Source organism: Paenibacillus taichungensis (assembly GCF_013359905.1).
Classification (GTDB): domain Bacteria; phylum Bacillota; class Bacilli; order Paenibacillales; family Paenibacillaceae; genus Paenibacillus; species Paenibacillus taichungensis.
This window is the reverse complement of sequence record NZ_JABMCC010000096.1, coordinates 137,110-161,462: the sequence shown is the minus strand read 5'-3', so window position 1 is coordinate 161,462 and position 24,353 is coordinate 137,110. Positions and strand designations below refer to the sequence as shown.

General features: G+C 46.2%; 21 protein-coding genes. 7 read left to right on the top strand and 14 right to left on the bottom strand.

What is annotated here, in order from left to right; genetic code table 11:
* Nucleotides 1-99: 99 nt before the first annotated feature.
* From HP548_RS04335 to HP548_RS04315, 5 genes are all read left to right on the top strand, one after another.
* Complete coding sequence (locus tag HP548_RS04335) at nt 100-504, top strand: CBS domain-containing protein (protein WP_024631266.1); 405 nt, start codon at nt 100-102, stop codon at nt 502-504.
* Between the two features lie 384 nt (nt 505-888).
* Complete coding sequence (locus HP548_RS04330; RefSeq protein ID WP_175380999.1) at nt 889-3,168, top strand: glycosyltransferase; 2,280 nt, start codon at nt 889-891, stop codon at nt 3,166-3,168.
* A gap of 17 nt (nt 3,169-3,185) precedes the next feature.
* A complete protein-coding gene (locus HP548_RS04325) occupies nt 3,186-4,337 on the top strand; it encodes a hypothetical protein (protein WP_175380998.1) in 1,152 nt (383 codons plus the stop codon).
* Between the two features lie 118 nt (nt 4,338-4,455).
* Nucleotides 4,456-5,877, top strand: coding sequence for an MBOAT family O-acyltransferase (locus HP548_RS04320; RefSeq protein WP_175380997.1), 1,422 nt, complete (start codon nt 4,456-4,458; stop codon nt 5,875-5,877).
* 14 nt (nt 5,878-5,891) lie between these two features.
* Complete coding sequence (locus HP548_RS04315; RefSeq protein ID WP_076291668.1) at nt 5,892-7,103, top strand: alginate O-acetyltransferase AlgX-related protein; 1,212 nt, start codon at nt 5,892-5,894, stop codon at nt 7,101-7,103.
* Between the two features lie 97 nt (nt 7,104-7,200).
* On the opposite strand, the gene HP548_RS04310 is transcribed toward HP548_RS04315, so the two are convergent.
* The 3 genes from HP548_RS04310 to HP548_RS04300 all read right to left on the bottom strand — a co-directional run bounded on the left by HP548_RS04310 (nt 7,201) and on the right by HP548_RS04300 (nt 8,912).
* Complete coding sequence (locus HP548_RS04310; RefSeq protein WP_175380996.1) at nt 7,201-7,647, bottom strand: hypothetical protein; 447 nt, start codon at nt 7,645-7,647, stop codon at nt 7,201-7,203.
* Entirely contained in the window at nt 7,644-8,093 is a 450-nt protein-coding gene (locus HP548_RS04305; protein ID WP_076291666.1) for a hypothetical protein, read from the bottom strand. The genes HP548_RS04310 and HP548_RS04305 overlap by 4 nt, the downstream gene beginning before the upstream one ends.
* A 339-nt stretch (nt 8,094-8,432) precedes the next feature.
* Nucleotides 8,433-8,912, bottom strand: a complete 480-nt coding sequence (locus HP548_RS04300; protein WP_076291665.1) for a GyrI-like domain-containing protein — start codon at nt 8,910-8,912, stop codon at nt 8,433-8,435.
* Nucleotides 8,913-9,205: 293 nt separating this feature from the next.
* On the opposite strand from HP548_RS04300, the gene HP548_RS04295 reads away from it, so the two are divergent.
* Together HP548_RS04295 and HP548_RS04290 are read left to right on the top strand one after the other, a co-directional pair.
* Nucleotides 9,206-9,472: a hypothetical protein gene (locus tag HP548_RS04295; protein ID WP_099859026.1), complete on the top strand. Its 267-nt coding sequence runs from the start codon at nt 9,206-9,208 to the stop codon at nt 9,470-9,472.
* Between the two features lie 120 nt (nt 9,473-9,592).
* Nucleotides 9,593-9,805 carry a DUF6366 family protein gene (locus HP548_RS04290; RefSeq protein WP_076291663.1) on the top strand — a complete coding sequence of 71 codons (213 nt, stop codon included), beginning with the start codon at nt 9,593-9,595 and terminating at the stop codon, nt 9,803-9,805.
* A 104-nt stretch (nt 9,806-9,909) separates the two neighbouring features.
* Here the strand turns inward: HP548_RS04290 and HP548_RS04285 are convergent, their stop codons facing one another.
* From HP548_RS04285 to HP548_RS04235, 11 genes are all read right to left on the bottom strand, one after another.
* Nucleotides 9,910-10,413, bottom strand: coding sequence for an MgtC/SapB family protein (locus tag HP548_RS04285; RefSeq protein ID WP_083679106.1), 504 nt, complete (start codon nt 10,411-10,413; stop codon nt 9,910-9,912).
* A 33-nt stretch (nt 10,414-10,446) separates the two neighbouring features.
* Complete coding sequence (locus HP548_RS04280; RefSeq protein ID WP_175380995.1) at nt 10,447-11,478, bottom strand: LacI family DNA-binding transcriptional regulator; 1,032 nt, start codon at nt 11,476-11,478, stop codon at nt 10,447-10,449.
* A gap of 87 nt (nt 11,479-11,565) precedes the next feature.
* Entirely contained in the window at nt 11,566-12,612 is a 1,047-nt protein-coding gene (locus HP548_RS04275) for an ABC transporter ATP-binding protein (protein WP_175380994.1), read from the bottom strand.
* Entirely contained in the window at nt 12,612-13,652 is a 1,041-nt protein-coding gene (locus HP548_RS04270; protein ID WP_175380993.1) for an ABC transporter ATP-binding protein, read from the bottom strand. The genes HP548_RS04275 and HP548_RS04270 overlap by 1 nt, the downstream gene beginning before the upstream one ends.
* A gap of 32 nt (nt 13,653-13,684) precedes the next feature.
* Entirely contained in the window at nt 13,685-14,830 is a 1,146-nt protein-coding gene (locus tag HP548_RS04265) for an ABC transporter permease (RefSeq protein WP_072735654.1), read from the bottom strand.
* Nucleotides 14,831-14,832: 2 nt separating this feature from the next.
* Complete coding sequence (locus tag HP548_RS04260) at nt 14,833-15,831, bottom strand: ABC transporter permease (protein WP_024631276.1); 999 nt, start codon at nt 15,829-15,831, stop codon at nt 14,833-14,835.
* A 96-nt stretch (nt 15,832-15,927) separates the two neighbouring features.
* Nucleotides 15,928-17,874 carry an ABC transporter substrate-binding protein gene (locus HP548_RS04255; RefSeq protein WP_240343067.1) on the bottom strand — a complete coding sequence of 649 codons (1,947 nt, stop codon included), beginning with the start codon at nt 17,872-17,874 and terminating at the stop codon, nt 15,928-15,930.
* Nucleotides 17,875-18,290: 416 nt separating this feature from the next.
* The gene (locus tag HP548_RS04250) at nt 18,291-20,405 is read right to left on the bottom strand and encodes a DUF5054 domain-containing protein (RefSeq protein WP_175380992.1); all 2,115 of its coding nucleotides are present in this window, start codon (nt 20,403-20,405) and stop codon (nt 18,291-18,293) included.
* Between the two features lie 107 nt (nt 20,406-20,512).
* Nucleotides 20,513-22,000 (bottom strand): Vps62-related protein, encoded by a 1,488-nt coding sequence (locus HP548_RS04245; protein WP_175380991.1) that lies wholly within the window; start codon nt 21,998-22,000, stop codon nt 20,513-20,515.
* 398 nt (nt 22,001-22,398) lie between these two features.
* Nucleotides 22,399-23,574 (bottom strand): GntR family transcriptional regulator, encoded by a 1,176-nt coding sequence (locus HP548_RS04240; RefSeq protein WP_246317918.1) that lies wholly within the window; start codon nt 23,572-23,574, stop codon nt 22,399-22,401.
* A gap of 100 nt (nt 23,575-23,674) precedes the next feature.
* Nucleotides 23,675-24,205 carry an HAD family hydrolase gene (locus HP548_RS04235; RefSeq protein WP_175380990.1) on the bottom strand — a complete coding sequence of 177 codons (531 nt, stop codon included), beginning with the start codon at nt 24,203-24,205 and terminating at the stop codon, nt 23,675-23,677.
* Nucleotides 24,206-24,353: the final 148 nt, after the last annotated feature.

Here is a 24,353-nt window from a genome sequence, read left to right as displayed (position 1 = left end):
CAATGGAACAAATCTGACGAATTTATCATTAAAAATAGCCGAAAGCTCACATAATATGTTTAAATAAGGAGAGTGAGATTACAGTAAAGGAGCCCGATGATGGAAATCAGCTATTTTTTACTCCCCAAAGCCGAAGTGGCCTATATCAAGTCTTCCGCTTCCATGAAAGATGCGATCGAGCAGCTTGAATTGCAGCATTATACCGCCATTCCCGTGATTGACCAGGATGGAAAATATGTTGCCACCCTGTCCGAAGGCGATTTGTTATGGAAAATGCGGAGCACTCCTGGACTGACATTTGAGACGATGGATCAGGTCCAGGTGCATGAGATCGACAACCGTGTATATAATGAATGTGTCTTTATTAAGGCAGAAATGGAAGATATGCTGACGCTGGCAGCAGATCAAAACTTTGTGCCTGTGGTGGATGTGGACCGTGTCTTCCTCGGTATTATCCGTCGCAAGGATATTATTGAGTATTATACGCGCAACATCTCCGACTAAATTTGAAATGAATATATGCCTTTTGCTGATCACAATGGCAGAAGACAGAAACAGAAATGACGAGTCCTTGGGGCAATATCATTAAGTTACTTAACTTAATGACATTGCACATTGAGCTCGTCATTTTTGTGTTTTCAAACATCCAGCCTCTACTTTCATTTATGCGAAAAAAACAAATAAACATATTGCGCAATTTTCGACAAATAACTACAATAATTATTATGATACGACAAAATTAACCATCAAAAATTGAACCTATGGTTCTATATTTTTCGAGGTCCTATCTCTTTTTTCAGAATTTGTTCAGAATCATTTAGTACAATGATCACATTCTTTTATTTCGATAGGCGGCACTACTCAGAAAAATCAGGAAGAGGTATTCACTTGAACTACTTAAGTACACGCAACAAGATACTTGTCACAGCTACTGTGATTATGTCTTGTATTTACGTCATTTGGCGTACATTTTTCACCATTCCTTTTGGACATGGCCCTCTCGCTGTAACCGCAGGTCTTGCCCTCCTCATTGTCGAACTTATAGGGATGTTCGAACTCGCCGTCCATTTTTACAATATGACCCGGCTCGAATATCCCGAACTTCCCGTTGTTGACGAAGCCTTATATCCGGATGTGGATGTATTTATCGCAACTTATAATGAACCCACTTCACTTCTGTTCAAAACGATTAATGGCTGTCTGAACATGGATTATCCTGATCGCTCCAAAGTACATATCCATCTGTGTGATGACTCGAACCGTCCCGAGATGCGGGACCTGGCTGCGCACCTGGGTATCAACTACCTTACGCGAACAGAGCATGTACATGCCAAGGCGGGTAACCTGAACAATGCCATGAAGCATACGTCTTCCCCGCTAATCGTCACCTTTGATGCAGATATGATTCCAAAACATGATTTTCTGACGTCGTGCGTTCCCTATTTTCTGACCGGAGAAAAAATTGGTTTTGTGCAAACACCACAGAGTTTCTATAATCCGGATCAGTTCCAGTACAATCTGTACTCCGAGAACCGGATACCGAATGAACAGGATTATTTCTATCGGGACGTACAAGTAGGTCGCAACAAATCCAATTCCGTCATCTATGGCGGAACAAATACTGTACTCTCCAGACAGGCACTGGAAGACGTCGGCGGTTTCTATACCGGTTCCATTACAGAGGATTTCGCCACTGGTATTGAAATGCAAAGCAAAGGGTATCGCTGCTTCGCTACCAATAAAGTACTGGCCTCCGGACTTGCTCCCGGTGATCTGAAAAGTTTGATCAAACAGCGTCAGCGCTGGGCGCGCGGTTGTATTCAGACAGGTAAAAAAATGAACCTTCTCTTCAAAAAGGGACTTAGTTTTGCTCAAAAACTGAACTACATTTCTTCCATTACCTACTGGTACTCCGGGTTAAAACGACTGCTGTACATCATGTCACCCATACTGTTTGCCGTGTTCGGCGTTCTGGTTGTGAAATGTACCATTTTGGAGATTCTTGTGTTCTGGTTGCCGATGTACCTGTTGACCAACACCTGCCTGCGAATGTTATCCGGCAATATTCGGACCACCAAATGGACCAATGTATATGAGACCATTCTGTTCCCTTCCCTTCTGCCCGCCGTCATTCTGGAAACTCTGGGCATCACGATGAACAAATTCGTCGTTACCCGCAAAGACGGTGCGCAAAATGATGATCGGAACTATCAGATTAAACAAATGATTCCTCATCTGATTCTGGCGGTACTATCCATTATCGGAATCGTTAATTGTATCCACTGGACATTTAGCCAAGGAACAATTGGTTTCCTCGTTGTGCTGTATTGGTTGTTGATCAATCTCTACAACATCATGATGTCGATCTTCTTCCTGGCTGGACGCAAAGTGTTCCGCAATCACGAGCGCTCAATGGCTGCCGTGGATTGCACGCTCACAACGGAAGGGGAGATCATCTCCTGCATCACTCACGATCTCTCGGAAGGCGGTATTTCCGTCATGCTGGATACACCGAAGTACATTCCAAGTGATATGGATATTGGCATTAAACTGGTAAATGACCGGTATTCAAGCGAGTTTACAGGCAAGGTGGCACATGTCGCTTCGATCGGAAACCGTTGGAAATATGCTTTTACCGTTAAGGATATCACGGAACAAGAGCAGCGCCAGCTGCTGCACATCATCTATGATCGCGAACCTACGCTGCCACAGAAGCTGGACAAGGATATCAGTACATTTGAAGACATTCGCCTGAATTTTGTACGTCGGGGTCAGAGTGAATTCATGTCCAACCGGAAGCTGGCACGAATTGCGCTAAATCGCGAATTGCCAACGGCAGATCATGGAATCGTGACATTGATGGATTTCAACTATGAATTCGTCCTGGTGGAGATGGAGCATCATGATTTGGCCAATGAGATCCAACTTTCGCTTAGCGAAGACATCTCACTGAAATGCATGTGGGTACAGTCCCTGCGTAACAAACGAGGCAATTTGTACCGTGTGACCAATATTCGTGATATTGCTCGCAACCATCAGATGCCAACCTTGGAAGCTCTGCTGAAACAGTGGAATAAGGAACATATTCAGTTGGGTAAAACAGGCCCTGCATCCCAGGGCAAAAACAACATCTCTCCAGACGAACTGAACGAGATGGCTTATTTATAGAGGGGAGGCAAGAAAGCATGATCAAGAAGTGGAAACAACTTACACTTGTTGCTAGTCTTGTTGTGTTATGGAACATGTATCCCATCCAGGCTGTTCAGGCAGAGCAGCTTAAGGTGAGTAGGAGTACACTCCATGAATGGAACAATGGAGCCAAGGTAGACGCCAGCGTTGATAAGCAAGGCAGTATTCAGATTAAGACCTCCACGCAGGGGCTCAAAAAAGGATACTATTCGGCCTACGTTTATGAGCTGCAGAATCGAGACTGGTCAGGCTATGGGGCTTTGACCTTCTCCATCCGCAATGAATCGGACCGAAGGTTGCCTCTTAATATCGTACTGACCCGAGCGGATAAAACCTCCCTTACTGTGTCTGATGATCGAAACGTCATCGTAGTCGAGAAATCAACCGGACACGCTGAACTGGTTCGTCCGTTATCTGGCCTGATTGCATTGGAACCGGGATTTGTCGGACAAATCCGCATCCCCTTTTCCAGCCTAATGGTCCAGGACAAGGCCAGCACGGCAGGTCAGGTGAACTTGGGTAAAGTCATTGGCTGGGGCATTACAACCACAACTCCCGAAAACGCCAAGCTGAGCTTCCGCATCGGCAACATCAAGCCATTGTCCAAGAAGCAAGCTGTTGTGGAGAATGGGCTCACCACCTTGCAAATGACTGGTGACGAACGTGTGGTGAAGCCCGTAGCTGGTGAATCCATTGTCCAATACGGTGTTCAATCTTCCTCAGAAGAAACGCCCGATGTAAAATTCCAGCTCAACACCCCCGTTCAGGGAGCATCCATTACACCGGATGGACTGCTGACGCTGCATACCGATGTCGATGCTGAGCAGGCCACCATATGTGCACTTGTGAATGGCAAATGGAATCTGACAAAGACCGTCATGCTGGATCGCTCTTCAGCGATGAATGTTCAGGAGAAAGACGGGACGCCACGTTCTATTCCTGACCCATCTGAAGTTACCAAGGTGCTCAGCCCTGCCGACCCACTGATGAAAACATCGGTGGGATGGTTTATTCGTCTCTTGTTAACAGCTGCCGGAATCCATGGACTCGTCCTCTACTGGATGTGGAGAAGACAACGGAATGCCCAGGGTGCCAGAAAGCGACGTTCCCGCAATGATCGACAAGCACGGCGACCTTTTCGCATGTAAACGAACCTTGCAGACCAACTCGCATCCTAAGATGCGGGTGTCTGTCTATTTTTAATTGAGCATGTTGCATCAATTGATACAACGTGCTCCCTTATATGATCCTCAAGGAGGAAAGGCAGTGCTCTTTTCCAGTGTAATCTTTCTATTTTATTTCCTGCCGCTTGTTCTGGGGCTGTATTACATACTGAGATTCTCGGTTACGGCCAAAAACATGCTGCTGCTGGTTGCCAGCCTGTTCTTCTATGCATGGGGTGAACCGTGGTTTGTCCTCATCATGCTGGCCTCCATCTGTTTTAACTATATCTTCGCCCTGCTTGTGGACAAGTTCAGGGAACGAAGGAATGCCGCGTACACCATCATTACGTTGATGCTTATCGTCAATCTAGGTATGCTGTTCGTCTTTAAATACATGGCTTTTGCACTGCGTATTGTGAATGAGAATACAAGTTTTGGCCTAAACATTCCGAATATTGCTCTACCGCTAGGGATCTCGTTCTTCACCTTCCACGGAATTTCCTACGTCATCGACGTGTATCGCGGACATGGTGCCGTACAAAAGAATCTCTTTTACGTGGCGCTGTATATCTCCTTCTTCCCTCAGCTCGTTGCCGGACCGATTCTGCGCTATAACACGATTGCAGATCAGATGGTTAACCGAAAGGAAAGTTGGGACAAGTTCGCACTGGGCTGCTGCCGTTTCATTGTGGGTCTGGGTAAAAAGGTGCTGTTATCCAACAGCATGGCGATTGTCGCGGATCATATCTTCAGCATGGGTGGGACCTCAGATATTCCAGCAAGTCTGGCATGGCTTGGAGCCATCGCCTATACGTTGCAGATTTATTTTGATTTCTCAGGATACTCCGATATGGCCATTGGTCTCGCCCTCATGTTCGGATTCAAGTTCGAAGAGAACTTCAGATATCCGTATATCTCCCGGTCCATCACTGAATTTTGGCGCCGCTGGCATATCTCGCTCGGCACCTGGTTCAAGGAATATGTCTATTTCCCACTCGGTGGATCACGTGTCACTAACAAGGATAAAATGATTCGCAATCTGCTCATCGTCTGGGGATTGACTGGCGTGTGGCATGGTGCGGAGTGGACATTTGTAGTCTGGGGATTGATTAACTTCGCATTCATTGCGCTGGAGAAAATCTCTAACTTTGATAAAGGTACCCGCTTCAACCCGCTGCGGCATCTCTATGCCATGTTTATTGTGGTCATCGGGTGGGTGATCTTCCGTTCACCGGATCTGCTGCAAGCTGGCAACTATCTGGGTAACATGTTCGGACTGTACGGCAATGGATTCTGGAGTGATACAACCTGGATGTTTCTGAAAGAGTATGCACTCTTCTTCATCCTCGGTATTCTGTTCTGCATGCCGATTGCCACGAGAATGAACAAACTGATGGTCGACGGCGCACGTTTCAGCAAACCATTGGAACTGGTGTACCCGGTCACGATCATCGTTTTATTCCTGGTCTGTGTATCGTATCTGGTCAAAGGTACATACAATCCGTTTATTTATTTCAATTTCTGAGAGAAGGCACAACCATGCACAACTTTTTTGCCAAAAAGAGAATCACGGCTTTCCTCTTCATTCTCGTGCTCGTGACATTCTCTGTTCTGAACATTATTCAATCCTTCGGGCCGATCCAAAAGACGCTGGCTTCAGCGGACTTCCATTTTTCTGAAGCCAAAGAACTGATTCACGAACTGGATAACGACATTAATGAACATGTCTTCGATAAGTTCGGCTTCGTGGAAGCGTACGGATATATGCAGTCACTCATGTGGAAGAACGAGGAGAACAACTTCGAAGTCGTAAAAGACATGGAAGGCAAGCTGCACTATACCTACTTCGCTACAGGGCCAACGGATACGAAAGATCTGTCGGATCGGGTTGCAGCGCTGGGAGCACATTTGGACCCCAAAACTAAACTGACCTATGTGATGACACCAGACAAATACGTACGTGGGTATACCCAGTTCCCGGAAGGCATTCCTTACAATTATAACAACGAAACAGCCGACGGCTTTCTGACCAATCTTAAGCAGGATGGCATCGATACGGTGGATCTGCGCGAAGGTCTGTTGGAGAGTGGTATTCCGGCAAAGGATCTCTTTTTCACCACAGATCACCACTGGAAAATCAAGACCGCGTTCTGGGCCTTTGGCCAGCTGGTGAATCATCTGGACGGCATGTACGACAAGCCGCTGGACCCGGATCATTATTTCACGGACTTAAATAACTATAATGTGGTGCCGTATCAGGATATTTTCATTGGATCACAGGGTCGAAAAGCCGGGAAATACTTTGCTGGTGACGATGACTTTGACCTGATTTACCCGAAGTTCAAAACGGACTATTCCTTCTATTTCAAAACCGGAGAGACGGAAGCCACACTGAACGGCCGCTTTGAGGATGCTCTACTTACGACCTATCCGCTGAATGTGCAAGGAGCTACCTATGATCTAACCGCTGACAAGTACTTTACGTACCTGTACGGAAATCAGGGAATCGTTCATGTGGTGAACAAAGACAAACCGAACGGACTCAAGGTACTGTTCATCAAGGACTCTCTCGCAGTGCCGATGATCTCCTTCCTGTCGACCGTCGTGTCCGAGATTTACCTGATTGATCCACGTTATTATACGGGAGACATCGTAGATTTCGCCAGCAAAACCGAATTGGATCACGTCTTTGTGTCCATATCGCCGCAGGATCTCGTAGATGAATTTTTCCCTTACGGATCGAAAGATTAACTCGGTGGAGGTTCATTCATCTATATAAATTCGAAAGAAAGGGTACCCCACAGCCAATGAGCTGGCAGACAGGGTACCCTTTTTTAATCCAATAGAATCAGTTTCGTTCACGCTTCGCCTTCTGTTCCTTATAATATTGCAAGACATCACGCGGGCTTCCTTGAAATGCTCTTTCCTTGCCATATGCATACGCCAGGTCCAAATTAGCAAAAGCTTCATCATGCTGCTCTAGCTTCATGCAGACTATACCCAGCTCAATCCACGGCCCGGTATTAATATCCGAACTTCGTGTTTGCAGTGCTATTTCTGCCCAAGGCTTCGCCAGCGCGTACTGCTTCATGTCCATATGTGCATTCACGTGACAGGAAGCGATCCAGCTTGCCATTTCCCAGTCGGTCTTCGGCTCGGGCAGCATCCCCCAAGCCTGATCATAATAGATCAGGGCTTGCTCATGCTGCTGCGTTTCATCCAGAACATTGCCTGCTTCTACCGTTTCAATAATTTGTCTCTCCAGTTCGGGATGCTCCGGTGTCAAATCTTTCACTCCGTAACCTCCTCCTCCAGTTCGAAATACCATTCCAGAAAGTTATTGAAGTTCGCCCACTGCGGTGTGCTTTCACCGCTCAGGAAACGTTCGATCGATTCACCAAGCTCCACCAGAGCCACATCTCCCGTTTGGCGGTTATAAAAGAATCCACCCTCGCCCTCAAAGCTGTCCAGCGGGATGTAGGCTTCTGGCAATCCCAACGTAAGTTGAGCCACCGTCATGTCCTCCAGATATACGGTGTTTTCCATAACCCAGCAGATCTGATAGATTTCCTGATGTCTGCTGTAAAAGGTCGGACCATCATCAGCATGCAAATAAAAATGTGCAAAATCAGATGCAAGATCAATACCCAGTTTACGTAAAGCTTCTTCGTACTCTGCTGGCACATCTTCATGCCACCAGCCCTGATTTTGACAATAATCAATCACTTTATTGGATAACATATTAAGCCTCCTAATGAATCGAACATGATGTAGCCATGATGAGTAAACCCTCTGGTACAATATAAATTGAACTAAGAATTATTTACACGTGGCACTCCGATGACAGAACAACCTTCCGATCGCTGTTATCCCCAGATTTTTTGGATTCCCTTTTTAAAGGGGAAAATCCGGGGATAAAGGCGAAGCGTATGCTTCCGATGCAGCTTTCTTTCAGAATGCTTTTAGCTCCGCTTCTTCAGGTTATTTCTGTCCTCTCCGTTATCGTGAAAAAGTTTAGTTCAATTGATATAGTTGATCTTTACCTATATAACGATATAACCTAGCCTGTTATGCGTTAAATCACGATAACGGTTTAACAGGTATCCATACTTGAGGAGGAAGACCCTGACCAGGGTAAACCTCAAGTTCCGGAATTCCTGCGTGCTTGTAAGGAGTGGCTCCGAACCATTCGCTCATAATATACTTCCACAACCGCTGTATCGCTTCTGGCGCCAATTCATCGGCTTCAAATACCATCCAGTGGGACGCGGGAATCTCTATTGAGAACAAACCCTCAGGCACTTCCCCGGAGTGTGAAGTTGCGATCCAATATTCCATTTGACCTCTGTGTAATTCCCTCTGATCTATACAAATGCCAACCAAACCGGAGACGGCCCCGTTATTAAACTCGTTTAAACGATCTTCTATTCCGTCCGCCAAAGCTTCCTGCCACATCTTTGGAATCTCTCTCAAATTCTCGCCATCCACACAAGAAAACGTTCTTTTAATGCCTACGAAAGTTAGGGACTGCTGTTCAATCAAGTTATCTTTCACATTCATGGGATCGGCTCCTTTCAGAATGAACGAATTATTAGTATCTAACCGAAACGTGCCTACGCACGCGCATTCCGCAGGAGTTCCTGAAGTGATTGTTGTATAAACAATATATCCCCACGGGTTTTACTATAAATACTGTATCAAAAGAGCAAGACGATTGGAAATAGCTTCATTCATATCCATCCTTAATTTCCTAATTCTGGAGCAACTTTACCTTCATTTTTTCGTCTAATGATTAACTAACGACGAAGGAGATGACTATGCGAATAAGTTGCAGTCCCGGTTTCCCCGGGAGCATGATTGGGTCAATTGACCTTCAGCCTACCAAGTTTAATACGGGTGTTTCCAGCAACAGCGAGATTACTCATCACATTAACGCTGAACTCATTGCCATTCCCTATATGGAAGATCCCGAATTCGGATCATACTTTGATGCGATGAAGATGATGAAGGGAACATACAAGGAAGAGTTTCACGTAAGCTATGATGTGGAATTTACGATTGATGTGGATAAAAAGGGGTATATGTGCGAACCCAATTTCGATCTTAGTATCGAACCATAACTCCTACATCATTTGAATACAACAAGAGCACAAAGCGTTCCTGACTTACTTCGGATCACCTGTGCTCTTTTTGAATATAGGTTCTGTTTACCAAAAAAAACATATTTCAGGGGTGGTTACATGGATTTTCGAGAAGAAACACCTGAAGAAAAAAGAGAACGTCTGAGACAAGAAGAATTAAAGGGAAACCCCATGGGTACGTTGGGTGATGGCGTAAATCGTGCTCAATTTGGAAGCTTCGCAGATTTAGTTGGAGGTTTGGGATGGAAAGGCACTGGAATCCTCATTATATTATTGGTACTAGGGTATGTAATTTATAAATTAGTATCCTAAATAAGGATTGGGATAACTATGCATTCTTCGCTATGTGAATAAATAAGCGTATTCAAAGCTTTCCATTGAATACGCTTATTCGTTTGCAGAAAATACTCAACCATTTAAGCACTCAAGTCTTTCTTTTCTCCCTTTGCCACCAGCTTCTTGTGCTCCCACTTCTCAATCCAACCCCCAACCCGGATGAAAAAGAAAGCTACCGCCATCGAAAAGGTCACAATTCCGTAGAAACCGGCTCCCGTACCAATACCGACCCCACCTGCAAATAGGATCATCGCTGCCGATGTCAAACCTTTCACTTCAAATCCGGCCTTCATAATGAGTCCTGCTCCGAGAAAACCAAGGCCCGAGACGATTTGAGCCGCCAGACGCATCGGGTCCATCATCGTTCGGTTATGCAGCTGTCCGTACACTTCAACACTCTCAATGGATACGATTGTAATGAGTGCAGAAGCGACTGTGACAAATGTATACGTCTTTACGCCCGCCGGTTTGTTCTTATGGGTCCGATCGAATCCGATTAACAGCCCGAGCACAGCACTGATCAGAATTCGGACATAATATTCAAAAGGTACAGAGTTGCCCATCCAGGATGTAAACGTTATCATATCTAACCTCACAACATCCGAAACTCATTCTTGCTAATTCTTGATCGAGGAACAAGAGTTTCTTTCTATTATTTTGCTAGGCACGATCCTGTTATTCTCGTACGATCCCTCCAAAATACCCAGCTTATGCATAAGCAGCCTTACCGACTGAACACCCAGCTCCGATGGTTGCAAATCCATTCCCGTCAACGAAGGTCTTACCTGATGCATCATGGACTGATCACCGCAGATTACAAACAATGAGATATCTTCCGGCACACGAAGACCCGCATCGTTAATGGCATTAAGAGCGCTAAATGCAGTACGGTCGTCATCTGCAATAATGGCCGTAACCCTGCCCATGGGGTTCTTCACATTATGAAGTGTCTCATCATAGCCGTATTTAATATACTTGTCTGAATGAATACCTGGTTTGTAATGGATCATTCCGGGCTGGATCGTCACACCATGCTCCTGCAGTACCCGGACGAACTCTTCCGACCGCTCAATGGAAACAGTCATCTGCTCCCCGGCGTTCAGAAACATGATGTTCCGATGCCCCAGTCCAAGCAAATAATCGCAAATATCGCGCATGACCTGTTTATTATCATTATTGACGGTAGATACACCCTGAAGTCCCTTGTTAATGATTTTGCCGATCGTGACGAACGGAATGTCATGCTGATACAGCAGATTGATCCGGTCATCCTCTTCTGTTGGTCCCAGCACAATGGCCCCGTCAATAGGATAACTCGCAAGTGAAGGTGTCTTCACCTCTTCGGCAGCAATCATGTCCAGAAGCACCCGATATCCGTAATTGGAAGCTTCCAGAATGACACCATTGATAAACTGATTATGGAACACGCTGAAAAAGAATTTTCCGTGCGGAATGGTAAGCCCGATCGCCATTGTTTTCTTGGTGACCAAGCTTCTTGCAATGTGATTCGGCACGTAATTCAATTCCTTCGAAATTTGCAGTACTTTCTCGGTTACTCTTTTGCTCGTTGGCCTTTTCTGGCTGAATACGTTGGATACCGTTCCCTTGGATACACCCGCCAGACGGGCTACATCATCAATCTTTGCCATTAGGAACAACCTCTCCTCAACACTAGTTCGATTTCGTCCTCGCGAGTTCAAAGATGACTGATGGTACCGTCAGGTTCATGTCGATGGTTAGGATGTCCTGGATTGCATCTCATCCTCAGTCTCGATTGGAACGCCGCGAAGCTGAAGCTGCTCTGCATAATGACAGGCAGCAAAATGATTATATCCTACTTCACGGAGTTCAGGAACGTGCTGGATGCATTTATCCGTCTTATACGAGCATCGGGGATGAAAATGACAGCCGCTTGGCGGATTGGCCGGATTCGGTACTTCCCCCTCCAGTATAATACGTTCTTTTTTAAAATCCGGATTCGGTTGGGGCACGGCTGACATTAGCGCCTCCGTATAGGGATGCTGAGGATTCGAGAACAATGATTCCGTTGTTGCCAGTTCCACAATTCTGCCCAGATGCATAACCGCTACTCGGTCGGAAATGTTCTGTACGATGGAAAGATCATGCGAGATGAAGATATACGTGATCTTGAATTGCTCCTGCAAATCTTTGAGCAGATTGATAATCTGAGCCTGAATCGATACATCCAGCGCAGAGACCGCTTCATCACAGACAATCAGTCTGGGTTGTGTAATCAGCGCACGTGCAATGGCTATCCGCTGCCGCTGTCCCCCCGAAAATGCATGTGGGTAACGTTTCAGATAACTCACATTCAGACCTGTTTTCTCGGCAATTCCCATCACCTTCGTCTCCACTTCAGCTCGGCTCAGCTTAAAGTTCGCAATCAGCGGTTCGGCGATAATATCGAATACGCTCATCCGGGGGCTCAGTGAGGAATACGGGTCTTGAAAAATCATCTGGATATCCTTGCGATATGCTTTGATCTCTTTGCCCTTCAAGTTTAGGTAATTCACTTCTTTTCCATCTTCCGCATGATAGACCACACTGCCAGAAGAAGCATCCACACCTCTGACGATGCAGCGTCCGAGCGTCGTTTTTCCACATCCGGATTCCCCGACAATACTGAGCGTCTCCCCTTCAAGGAGTTCAAATGAAATTTCGTTCAGAATATGAATGGGTTTTGGCTTTTTAAACAGGGCTTTTTTGGATTTGACCTGAAAGCTTTTGTTCAGGTTGAGGACTTCAAGAATGGGTTTGGTCATTATGCTTCTCCTTCTCTCTGGTCCGCGTACAAGAAACATCTGACCATATGCTGGTCGGAAATCGCGGTTTTCGGTACAGCTTGTTGATTACATACGCCTTCAATCCTGTCCTTGCAGCGATCATAGAATCCGCACATCGGAGGCATGTTGATCGGCATCGGAACAGAACCTTCGATGGAATCCAGCCGTTTGCTTTTATTCCCTCCCAGTCTGGGCATCGATTTAAGTAAGCCTTTCGTGTAGGGATGCTTCGGATTGTTGAAGATTTCCCTCATTGGAGCCTGCTCAACAATTCTCCCCAGGTACATCACCGCAACCTCATCACACATCTCGGCGATAATACCCAGGTCATGGGTCACCAGCAGAATGGCCATGCCAAATTCCGCCTGCAGACTTTTCATAAGTTCCAGTACCTGAGCCTGAATGGTCACATCGAGCGCCGTCGTGGGCTCATCCGCAATCAGAATTTCGGGGTTACAGGACAATGCCATGGAGATCATCGCCCGCTGACGCATACCTCCCGAGAATTCATGCGGATATTGATCGAAACGCTTGGCCTGATCGGAAATCCCGACTTTGCTTAGCATCTCTAACGCGATTTTTTTGGCCTCTTTCTTATTCCTCGTCTGATGAATTCGAATCGCTTCCATGATTTGATTCCCGATGGTATACATCGGAGAGAAGGCCGTCATCGGCTCCTGAAAGATCATCGAGATTTTGCGGCCACGTATGGAGCGGATCTGCTTGCCTGTCGGCTTAAGAGACAAAAGGTTCAGACCATGGAGAGTCGATTCCGAGTCGGAATTGTAAGTGATTGTTCCACTCGTTTCACATTCCTTGGGATTGATGCTGATGATCGATCGACTTGTCAGGCTTTTGCCGCAGCCCGATTCCCCCACAAGCCCAAGGGTTTTGCCTTTGTATATATTGAAGTCGACTCCATCCACGGCATTCATGACGCCATTTTCCATCTGAATCCGAATCTTCAGGTCTTGAACGGACAGTAAAGGTTGCTCCTTATCAACAGCTTGAGTTGCCATGCGATCCCCTCGCTTGCCTAGTATTTGGACAATTATTTTTTGTACGGATCAGCCGCGTCGCGCAAGCCATCGCCGATGAAGTTATAGGTCAATACAGTCAGAATGACAAAAGCGAGCGGAATGAGCTTCCAAGGATAAAGGGCCACATTTTCAATTTTTTGCGCCTCCTGAAGCAACACACCCCAACTGGTTGCCGGCGAACGTACGCCAAGACCGAGAAAGCTCATAGCTGTCTCACCCAGAATCATGCTCGGAATCGCCAGGGTTGTCGCCACGACCAAATAACTCATGAATCCTGGCAGCAGGTGTTTAACGATAATCTTTGCGTCTCCTACACCAGCGATCTTTGCAGCGATTACATAATCTTCATTCTTCAACGAAATGAACTTGCCTCTGACCACCCGTGCCAGATCCGTCCAGCCAATAAAAGCGAAGATGATCACGATGTATAAATACATGGTCACGACCGGTATACGTGGCGGAATTGCAGCGGATAGTGCCATCCACAACGGCAGCGTCGGAAAGGAACGGATGATTTCGATGATGCGCTGTATCATGGAATCAATCCAGCCGCCAAAATAACCGGAAATGCCTCCAATAATCAAACCCAGAATAAAGCTAATGCCTACGCCGACCAGCGGAATGCTCAGTGATATTTGACTGCCCAGCACGATCCGGGAGAACAGGTCACGCCCCATACCGTCCGTACCCAGCAGGAATATCCGCCCTGGCTCATCTACAGCGAACAAATGTGTCGACATGGGGATCAGACCAAGAAACTTATATTCTTCTCCCTTCACAAAGAACTTGAAGAAATGCTTTTTTTCGGTATCCGGGACAAACATTTTACGCAATGTTTCGGGGTCACGCTCGCTCTTCAATTCATATACAAACGGCTTGATGTGAAATTTGCCGTCCGCATCAACGAATCGAAGTCCCATTGGTGGAGCATTCACGTATTTGCTGTCATAGCTTTGCAGCCCATACGGCGCGATAAACTGTGCGAACAGTGCGATGATGTAAAATGCGCCCAGAATGTACATGCTGATCCGGGCCAACTTATGTTTCTTAAATTTCTGATATATCAGCCGCCACTGCGAACTGTATACAGTATCTTTGGGTGCTGCTGTAACTGGGACTGCCGGCCTTTGACCTTTAAATAACGGTAGTGGTCTCATCATTAGGATCCTCTGAACTCTGTACGTATTTTGGGATCAAGCCAAGCCAGCAAAATATCGGAAATCAGTGTTCCGAGAACCGTCAGCAAAGCCATGATCAATAAAAAGGTTCCAGCAAGATACATGTCCTGACCGAGCAATGCATTATGCATAACTGGCCCTTGAATCGGCAGGTTCAATACGATTGCTGTAATGGTAGCGCCGGTAAAGATGGAGGACAGTGACCAGCCAAAGGTACTCACAATAGGATTCAAGGCTGCACGTGTCGGATACTTGAACAGGATTTGCATCTCTGATAAGCCCTTGGCACGAGCTGTAATGACATTCGGTTTGTTTAACTCATCGAGCATTTGTCCGCGCATGATCCGAATCAGATCCGCAGTACCCGAAAGTCCGATAACAATAACCGGAATCACCATATGCTGCATTAAGTCTTTTACCTTGTCCATGGACCACGGCGCATTCACGTATTCGTTGGAGAATAAGCCGAGCAATGGATTACCGAACCACTTATAGGAAAAGAACATGAGAATAATGGCTAACAAAAAGTTGGGCGTTGCCATTCCGATAAAGCTCAGACCGGAGAAGAAATAATCGCCCGCAGAATACTGCTTTACTGCCGTGTAGATCCCAACCGGAATCGCGATTATATAATGGAAGGCCATTGTCACCAGCGAGACGACCAGAGTCAATCCCATATACTGCTGGATCACCGCCATCACCGGTTTGTTATAGTTGAACGAGAAACCAAAGTCGCCGTGCAGAATGATTTTCTTTACCCAAACGAAGTATTGTTCATAGATTGGCCGGTCGAGCCCCAGATTCGCCCGCATGTCATCCATCTCAGCCTGGGTCATGATATCGCCGGAAGCGGACATCTTGGCCGAGTATGAGGATACATAATCGCCAGGTGGCAATTGAATAATGTAGAAGACGATAAAGGAGATCACAACAACAACAGGAATGGCCAACAGGATTCGTTTTAAAATGTATTCAAACATCTATTCCTCTCCTCTGCACCGCGTGAATGATACAAAAGGAAACAATAGCAAGGATAAGTCCCCTCCTCACTATTGTTTACCTGAATGCTTCACCAGCTATTGCTTGATGAAAAATTGTGCCGGATGGCCTTGACCCAGCGAGCGATACTCATCGGACCAGATGAGATCCGTAGGGATGTTATGAATTTTATTCGAGGCTGTAATCAGCACCGGAGTTGGTCCCGCATATCCGATGACCCACTGATTCTTCTGGTGCAGCTTCACGATCTCATTGCTATACTGATTGATTTCATCCAGTGTCTTGCTTGCTTTCACTTTTTCCCAATACTCAAGGATTTTAGCGACATCCCCTTCAGGCTTGACACCTTCCTTGCCGCCAGATTGGCTGTATAAGCCGTAATGGCCGAACCATGGTGTGATAACACGGAGCGGAACCATGGTATCCGGTCGGAAGGCTACGTTGACGACAGAAATATTCTCGGTAGTCATTGGAATCTTGTTGGCATATTTCATATCAAAATGAGTGCCTCCGTCAACCACTTTCAGGTTCGTTCGCAGCCCCATATCCTCGTAGTATTTCTTAAGCAATTCAAGGAATGGTGCTGTATCGGTTGTGCTCTCAATCACCGTGAGTGTCAACTCGGAACCATCAGGGTTCAGACGGAAGTTGTCTTTATCCCGCTTGTTCAAGCCTAACTCGTCAAGAATTTGGTTAGCGCGTTCAGGATCATATTCCGCCCATTGCTGAGCCCATCCTTCCTGGTAGCCCATTACGCCTTCGGGTACGGAAGCTTGTATTGGTTCTCCCAGCCCACTGGTGACAATCTCAGACACCTGGTTACGATCCACCCCAATGGAGAGTGCTTCCCTGAACTTGATATCTTGGAAGAGTTTGCGGAGATTCGGATCTTCCGTAGTCTGGTTTAACTGTACTCCCGCGCTGGACCAAGCTGGTTGTGTCCAAGGGATGATACGGTAGTCACCTTTTTTCTCATTCTCTTTCAGTACCGTGAAGTCTTTGGAATCAAAGATCACCAGGTTGTAATCACCGGCAAGCGTTCCAAGGACCTTTTGGCTCGGATCTTGAATCTTAGTCGCTACAATCCGGTCAATATACGGAAGCTGTTTGCCTTCTTTATCTGTTTTCCAGTAGTACGGGTTGCGCTCCATGACAAACTGATCGCCGTTAGGATCATTGGTTGGAACCCAAGCCCGAAGTGTAGGAATCTGGTAGTGCAGCCAATCCGTATACCCGGTTTCCATCAAGAATACTTTGGGATCTTCATAACCCCATTGCTTCGTAATCTCCAATGTTTTGGCATCCCCTACGAACTCGGGAAGGATGGTTTTGTGAAAGTGTGCAGGAGCAAAGAACCACTTGTTATCAATGGCCACACGTTCCAGGAAGAGCACACTTGGATATTTGTGAGTTACGGTAAACGTGTAGTCATCCACCTTCTTCACTTCAGCCAACGCTCTATCCCCGGTAACAGGGTCAACGGAATAATAAGCGTCATAGATCTTTTTGCCAAAGGTCTCTTTGGTCAACATATGCTCCCAATAAAAGAGAACATCATCCGCTGTGAAAGGAACACCGTCGGACCATTTCATTCCTTCTCGCAAATGGATGGTGAACACGGTGGAATCATCATTCACTTCATAGCTCTTGGCTACGTTTGGCTCAACCTTGTTTCCTTCCTTGTTGAAACGAAACAGCGCTTCCTCTGTCGGTTGGCCTATCCCCCACTTATCAGGAACACCAGTCCAAGGCATGTTCCAATCTCCGCCATATTGCCCGATTTCCTCGACGACCTCTTCAACCATAATGTCTTTGGAAGCTGGTAGGCGCTCAGCCAGGGCAGGCAATTTACCTTCATCGACAAGCTTTGCCAGCATCGGGGCTTCTTTGGCACTGTTGTCCGTAACAACAGGTTCTTTCACTGTTGATTCCTCATTTTCGTTGTTAGACGAAGATGCAGAGCATCCCCCTAGTATTGTCGTGATTAGGACAAGAACAATTAACAAGTTGCTTTTCCTTTTCAAGCTAAACCCCTCCACGTTTGGATTTGCCATTAACTTGCCTAAATATGCTCTGGTTGGCGCTCACCTCCCTAACGAAATAAACCCTTTATGTACATATGTAGATACAATTAAACCGGTTTAATTTTTATGTAACAGAGGTTCTCAATCGGGAAAACATCTCATAGAATTAAACCGGTTTAATTGACATATAAGAAAATGTAAACGCTTTATTTGTATATAATACATGGATGACTACGTTCAAGCAATAGGGATTTTACAAAAAAATTCTGTTTTTTTAAATTCATTTCAGAAACAGTTCCGAACAGTTCAGGTCTGCTCAAACAGCACCCTCACTCACAAATCCAAGTATAGGTTCCAATTGTACTAGGATTATTATCCGATCATCAATTTTTGGTAAAATTCTACATCAACTTCTCTTATTTGCGGTTTGCAACTGTATTTAGTCGAAAGCGGAATTTGGCATCCTCGCCGTACCACATTGGGAAATTGGTGCCCCAAATATTGTTATGCAGATTAAACTGCCATCCAGATTCAAGCGAAACAAACGAGTTGTCGAATTGCAGCAGCCTTCTCTGTCCAGGTGCGACCAAAGCGGAATCCAATGCTTCAATAGAGGCCTGACCATCTGTGCCTTCATAGAATACTCCCTTGTCTACAGCATGCAGATTACGGTTGCCGTCTTTTACAACATTCAACGGAGAGATTCGTCCTCCAAGCTTGTCCATCATCCACAGATTGGGGTTATCCACCTTAAGTCCGCATCCAAACCAACTGGCCTCTGGAAGACGATTCGCTTCTTTTCCAAACCATTGCAAGCTAACCTCTACCACTCCTGCCTGTGAAAACGTATATACCAGTTCCAGTTCCTTGGGTGCTCCGTACAATTCATGACTTTCTGCTGGCATGGACAACCGGAACCAATACGTATCGCCATGAGCATTGCCTGACTTGTGCATATCGGTCACGATTGGCAAGTACACCTGATGGCTTGGCAGTGGGCGCACAAATTCAAAGCCAGGTTTGCTGAAGTCGGCATCCGCCCAAGGATGCGTCACAGGCAGGTTCTGCATATAGGTACGGAAATACCTGGCGTAATCCTCCGTCCCGAAGGTTTCATAGGCATAGGCTCCGAACGGATGCTTCGCGTCCACCCAATTCTTTTCCATCTCGTCCGTCAGCTGAATCAGTGCACCATTGTTATTGAAGGCCAGCTGGTATCCGCCACTGCTATAAACTTGATGACTTGCCGCAGATACGATGTCGGAAGAAACACTTTTAACTGGATTTAGTTGTTCAAAAGCTTGCAGCGCTTCCTTCTGCTTGTCTTCACTCAGGCACGCCACAGCCGTGTCCAAATATCCCCGCTGTTCCGCCCAAGAGCTCTCTATCATGGAATAGGTACGACGGCTCGTCTCCGAAGAGAATAGTCCGCTGGAATGACTGTCGAACTCATCCATGGCGAAGGCACCGATATATTGAAATTTTGCAGGAATATCCTCCACATCGACGTCGTTCATTTCCCGCGCCCGGTTGAAGTCAGGCTTGGCATAATTCCGGAAATCCGGAAGCCATTTCTTCACATCAAGTCCCCACGTATGCTCCACAACCAGCAACATGGCATCACTCATGCCTTTATATTCTGCGCTTGCCGAATCGATCCGGCCTTCGGTCAGCCACTTGTCTCTTAACCGTTGCAACTGGCGGAATCGGGCTATTTTAAGCGGGTCGGTACCGCCTCCGTGAATCCAAGTATCCCCGAGCTCTTCACGTACAACAGGCAATTGGTCCCGCACCTGATCAAGGTGCACTGCAAATGCATCAAGAGACGAAGCCATAATCTCTGCATCGGGGTATCTTTCCTGGATATGCTGGAATTGTTCACGAATCTCTTCTGCGCTTGGCGGTCCGCAATTGTCGCCCGTATGGGCAAACAACAAGATATGATCGATACCTTCAATTTCGACTGCCTCTCCGTAGGTGTCCGCATAATTGACAATGATCTCACTGCCATCCGCTGCCTGCCATCTGAACAGTTTAGGCACATCCGGGCGCATGGAAGCTGGATTAACTCCAAGATGCATATACCGGAGACCCGCTTCACTCATCAAAGGCACCATGGACAGGGTATGCCCGGGTACATCCGTCATTTTTGCTGCAATGGTCGTTTTGCCAAATTGTTTATCCAGGTCCAATCCGATGGACAATCCGTAGCGAAATAATGAGGGGTCCATCAGTTCGGTATGCGTTGTGAACGGTAATCCATGCCATACGATATGACCTTTGCGGATCGCTTGTTCCATGGCCTGTTTGCACTCTTCGGACGCATGATTCAGATAATGACGGATCAGCCAGGAACCCGTGGTCCATATGAATTGCTCGCGCCCTCCCTCTGCTTCCAACTGCGCGGACAAAGCGATAGCTTTGGGTACATACTCTTCCATGTACTGCTTTACGACGTTTTCCGCCAAATGCGTAAATCCGATATCCAGGTGAGTTTTAAAAACAACATGTACTTTTTTGCGGTTAGTCATCGTTGTCTGAGCCTCCGTTGTTAGATTCACAGTTAATACTGTCTACTTGGACAATAAGCATGGGAGACCCGCTTCATGTGAAAGCGAGTCCCCTCGTTAATCATCGCCTAATCTAAAATAACATCATTCGTTAATGCGCCTTTTTCCTGCGGTCCTGTTGGTCCTCCTGCAAGTAGAGGCTGACCAAAGAAGGAGCCTTGGGACGGATTTCCGAATTTATAGACAGACAAGCTGTTCGGATTACTGTAATCCCTATCCAGCCATGATGGCCAAGCATTTCCCAGACCATTGCCTGTTCGAGTATTCGGATAATACTGAAAAGCCTGGATATTGTTCCAGGTATCCCATGCCGTTCCCTGATTCGTCACATCAATCAATTGGGTCACGACGAGTTCCTGATAGACATGATTGCCAGGATCTTTCCACATCCCATGGGAACCAAACGCTGAATAAGCGACAGGATGTGTATTGTTTACTTTGTCCACTTCAGCCCACGAATAGGTTGTACCGAAAGAATGCGCGCCATAGTAAACTTGAACCGGCTTCACATAGTTACTGTTCTGATCAGTGAACTTGGCCAATCTGACCGTGACCCGCTCCCAATCTCCGACATGATCTCCCACTTCCGTGCCAAACACTGTTTTCCCAAGATCATAGGGACTGAACTGGAAATATACCAGATCGACATTGTTATACTCCTTCTCCACCCAAAACGCATAGATTGGTGCATTAGCCAGATCGCCCGTAAAATACGGTAGTTTCAGGGTATATGGATTCAACTCCGTTTTGGTCTTGAATTCATATAAGCCTGAACCTGGATTCACATAACGATCCACATAAGGCAGGGTGTGTTCTACCGAGGATGGAAAATAAACTTCGCCTTGGGCAAACCAGATTTTAGGAGCAAAGGTTTGCAATATTTCACGCTTGGCTGTGTCACTGTAATCGTTACCCGGAACGGCAACCGAGGTGGTGTCGAGCGGCGAGATGGCTTCAACCTTCAGGCTAGAAACCGAATCATTGATATCCCCGCCAACATAGATCGCATCTGCAGTCAGAACCTTGGAGTATCCAGCGAAATTGTAGTCTTTGTACAATGTGACCTTATACCCTGGGGCTATCCGAAGTGCAGAGATGGCATCATTGCCTACTCCAGCCTTCAGTTCATCCACATTATAGCTGCCAATATCAAACTGCTGCTCAAAACCTCCATAAGGTGAATTGGAGTATGCGAGAACTGGTTTATTGGGGCCTCCGATCTTCTCTACTTTCAGACTGGAGGTCGCGTCGTTAAAATCATCAAGCCATCCCGCATCGCCGGTCAGCGTTTTGGTGTCACCGGAGAAATCCTTGTCACGATACAGGGTCAATCGATATCCCGGAGCTACCTTTACCGAAGATATTTTGTCGTTACCAACCACATTAAGCTGATTCACATTGAACTGGCCAACCCCAAACGGTTGGGAGCTGCCTCCAAAATCTCCATCCTGGTAAACCGTTACGGCATTGTCCTCTGCCGCCTGCGCGGGCTGTGCCAGTGGAAAGAAAAGAGATACTGCCAAGAACGAAGCTGCAAGCAAGGATTTGATTGTCATATTCGGGCTCCTCTTCGAATAATGATTTCGTTTATTGCCAACGTTCGTACGTTCATTTCTTTTGGCTCTGCAGGTCATTTCCCAGGATGTATGGTAGCGCTTTCCGGAAAATCCTCCCTTCATCCTTGAAAGATATGTGGCATACCTTCACACTAATATATGTCATTGACATATACAATGATATAAATGTAAATTTTTCTCCAATTAAACTTCATATAACTACTATTATTTACAATATTTTTGCATAAAACGGTGAGATACATAACAAATTGTGTATTATTGAGTTTGAATTGGATAACAATCATCGTATGTTACTGACATATAAAAGCCTTCCTTATCATTAAAACGAGATAAGGAAGGCTTGAATTGGCTTAAATAACGCGGAACCAGATCGACATTTATTGATTAAGATTACGTACGGAGCTTCGTTCGATGATGGTTGTGTTTACCTTGATGGATAACGCCCCTTCTCGGGAATTCTCCATACGTTTGCACAGCAAATTCACTGCTGCCTGTCCAAGCTTCTCTGTGGTTTGCCTTGCCGTAGTCAGTGGCACGGGCAGTAGACTCGCCAACTGGATGTCGGAAAAACCAATGATGGACAGTTCCTCGGGTACCTGCTTGTGGATGGATAAGGCCGTGTACAAACAAGAAGTCGCGATATAATCATCCGCACAAACTACGGCTGTCATTGCGGGATTACTTTGAATGAAATCCTTGAGTTGCAGATTCGCTCCATTCAGGTTGAGCATGTAATCCTCTGCGCAATCCAGGCAAATGTTACGACCGTTGACGGGAAGTGCATAGTCCAGCATGGCCTGTACATAGCCTTTATAGCGGTCCTCGCGGCTCGTCACTCCATCAAACGGCATAGAGATATACCCAATTTCCCAATGTCCTCTATTGATCAAATATTCCGTCAAGTTGTAGGCTCCCTGATAATGGTCATGATACACACAATCAATATTGACCTCACGAAAGATTCGATCGATGATCACCAATGGATAATTCAGCAGATTAAGCTCCAGCACCTTTTCACTGCAGCGTGTTCGTCCCCTTGGATACAGAATAATTCCATCGATTCCTTCCTCGTACAATTCTTGTAGGGAGAAACTCTCATCCTCTTTATCCGTAGTGATCCGAATGAGCAGCTGGCACCCGGATTTACGTGCTTCCTGCTCAACGGATGCTATAATTCTGGCTACATAATCATCCATATTGGGGAACAACAGAGCAATTTTTCGCTTAATAAGCTTCTTGTCTGTAGTTACATTCCCCGATAATGACTCCTTACCCGGGCCGCCCAAATAGTCACCCGACACAAATGTCCCCCGCCGCGCCAACCGATAGACAATACCTTGTTTCTCCAAAATTTGCAGTGCAAGCTTGGCTGTCATACGGCTGACAGAATACAGTTTGGCGAGCTCGCCTTCTGATGGCACGGGATCATGTGGCTGCAATTTCCGGTTACGGATTTCTTCCATCACCAAATCGGCAGTTTGCAAGTACAACAACGGCTTCCGATGTGGTTCCTCCATGTGAACACCTACCCCAGTTCCGGATTTTACGATCATTCTATCATTTTCTCATGTAAAAAAGTAAAAATAGCCCGTGAGCAGAAGGTTGAATGACATTCTATCCTTCTGCTCACGGGCATACAAGCAAACATTTTATTTATTTGACTTCGGCATTTAGCCGTTCAATAAGTTCAAGCAGCTCCAGCGGTTCACCGACTGTGTGAGTCGGACGTTCTGTCTCATCCACCGGCTCATGGGGATAACGCGGCGTCCAACTCTGAAAGATGCTGGTGATGCCAAGTGCGTTGGCTCCCTTCATATCACGACTCAGGTTATTGCCAATCATCACTGTTCTTGAAAAATCCTCTTCGGACAAATCAAGGGCACCAATTGCTGCCTTAAACATCCGCGGGCTTGGCTTGCTGGCTTTAATGTTTTCCGAAATAATCATTGCGCTAAAATAATCATGAAGTCCATGCTGCTTAAATACGTTCTTGAAGGATTGTGCATCGCCGTCTGCAACCAGGGCCAGCGTGTACCCTCTTTCATGAAGCTTCTGAATCGTGATATCCGCACCCGGAATCAGATCCGCACTCAGAACAATTCCCTCTTCGTCCCGAATCTCGGTCGATTCATCAACAATGGTATCGCCGCTGTCAAAAAAGATAATTAACTTTTTGTCGTCCATGTTCGTTATGACCGTCCTCTTCATTCAATTGGTGAAACGAATTGCCGGTTTCCACTTGACCATGTAATCCAACATTGATGTTTTAATAAAAGGTATAGCGCTTAATCTAATGTTACAATGGAGATGAATAAAAAATCAATCATTATTT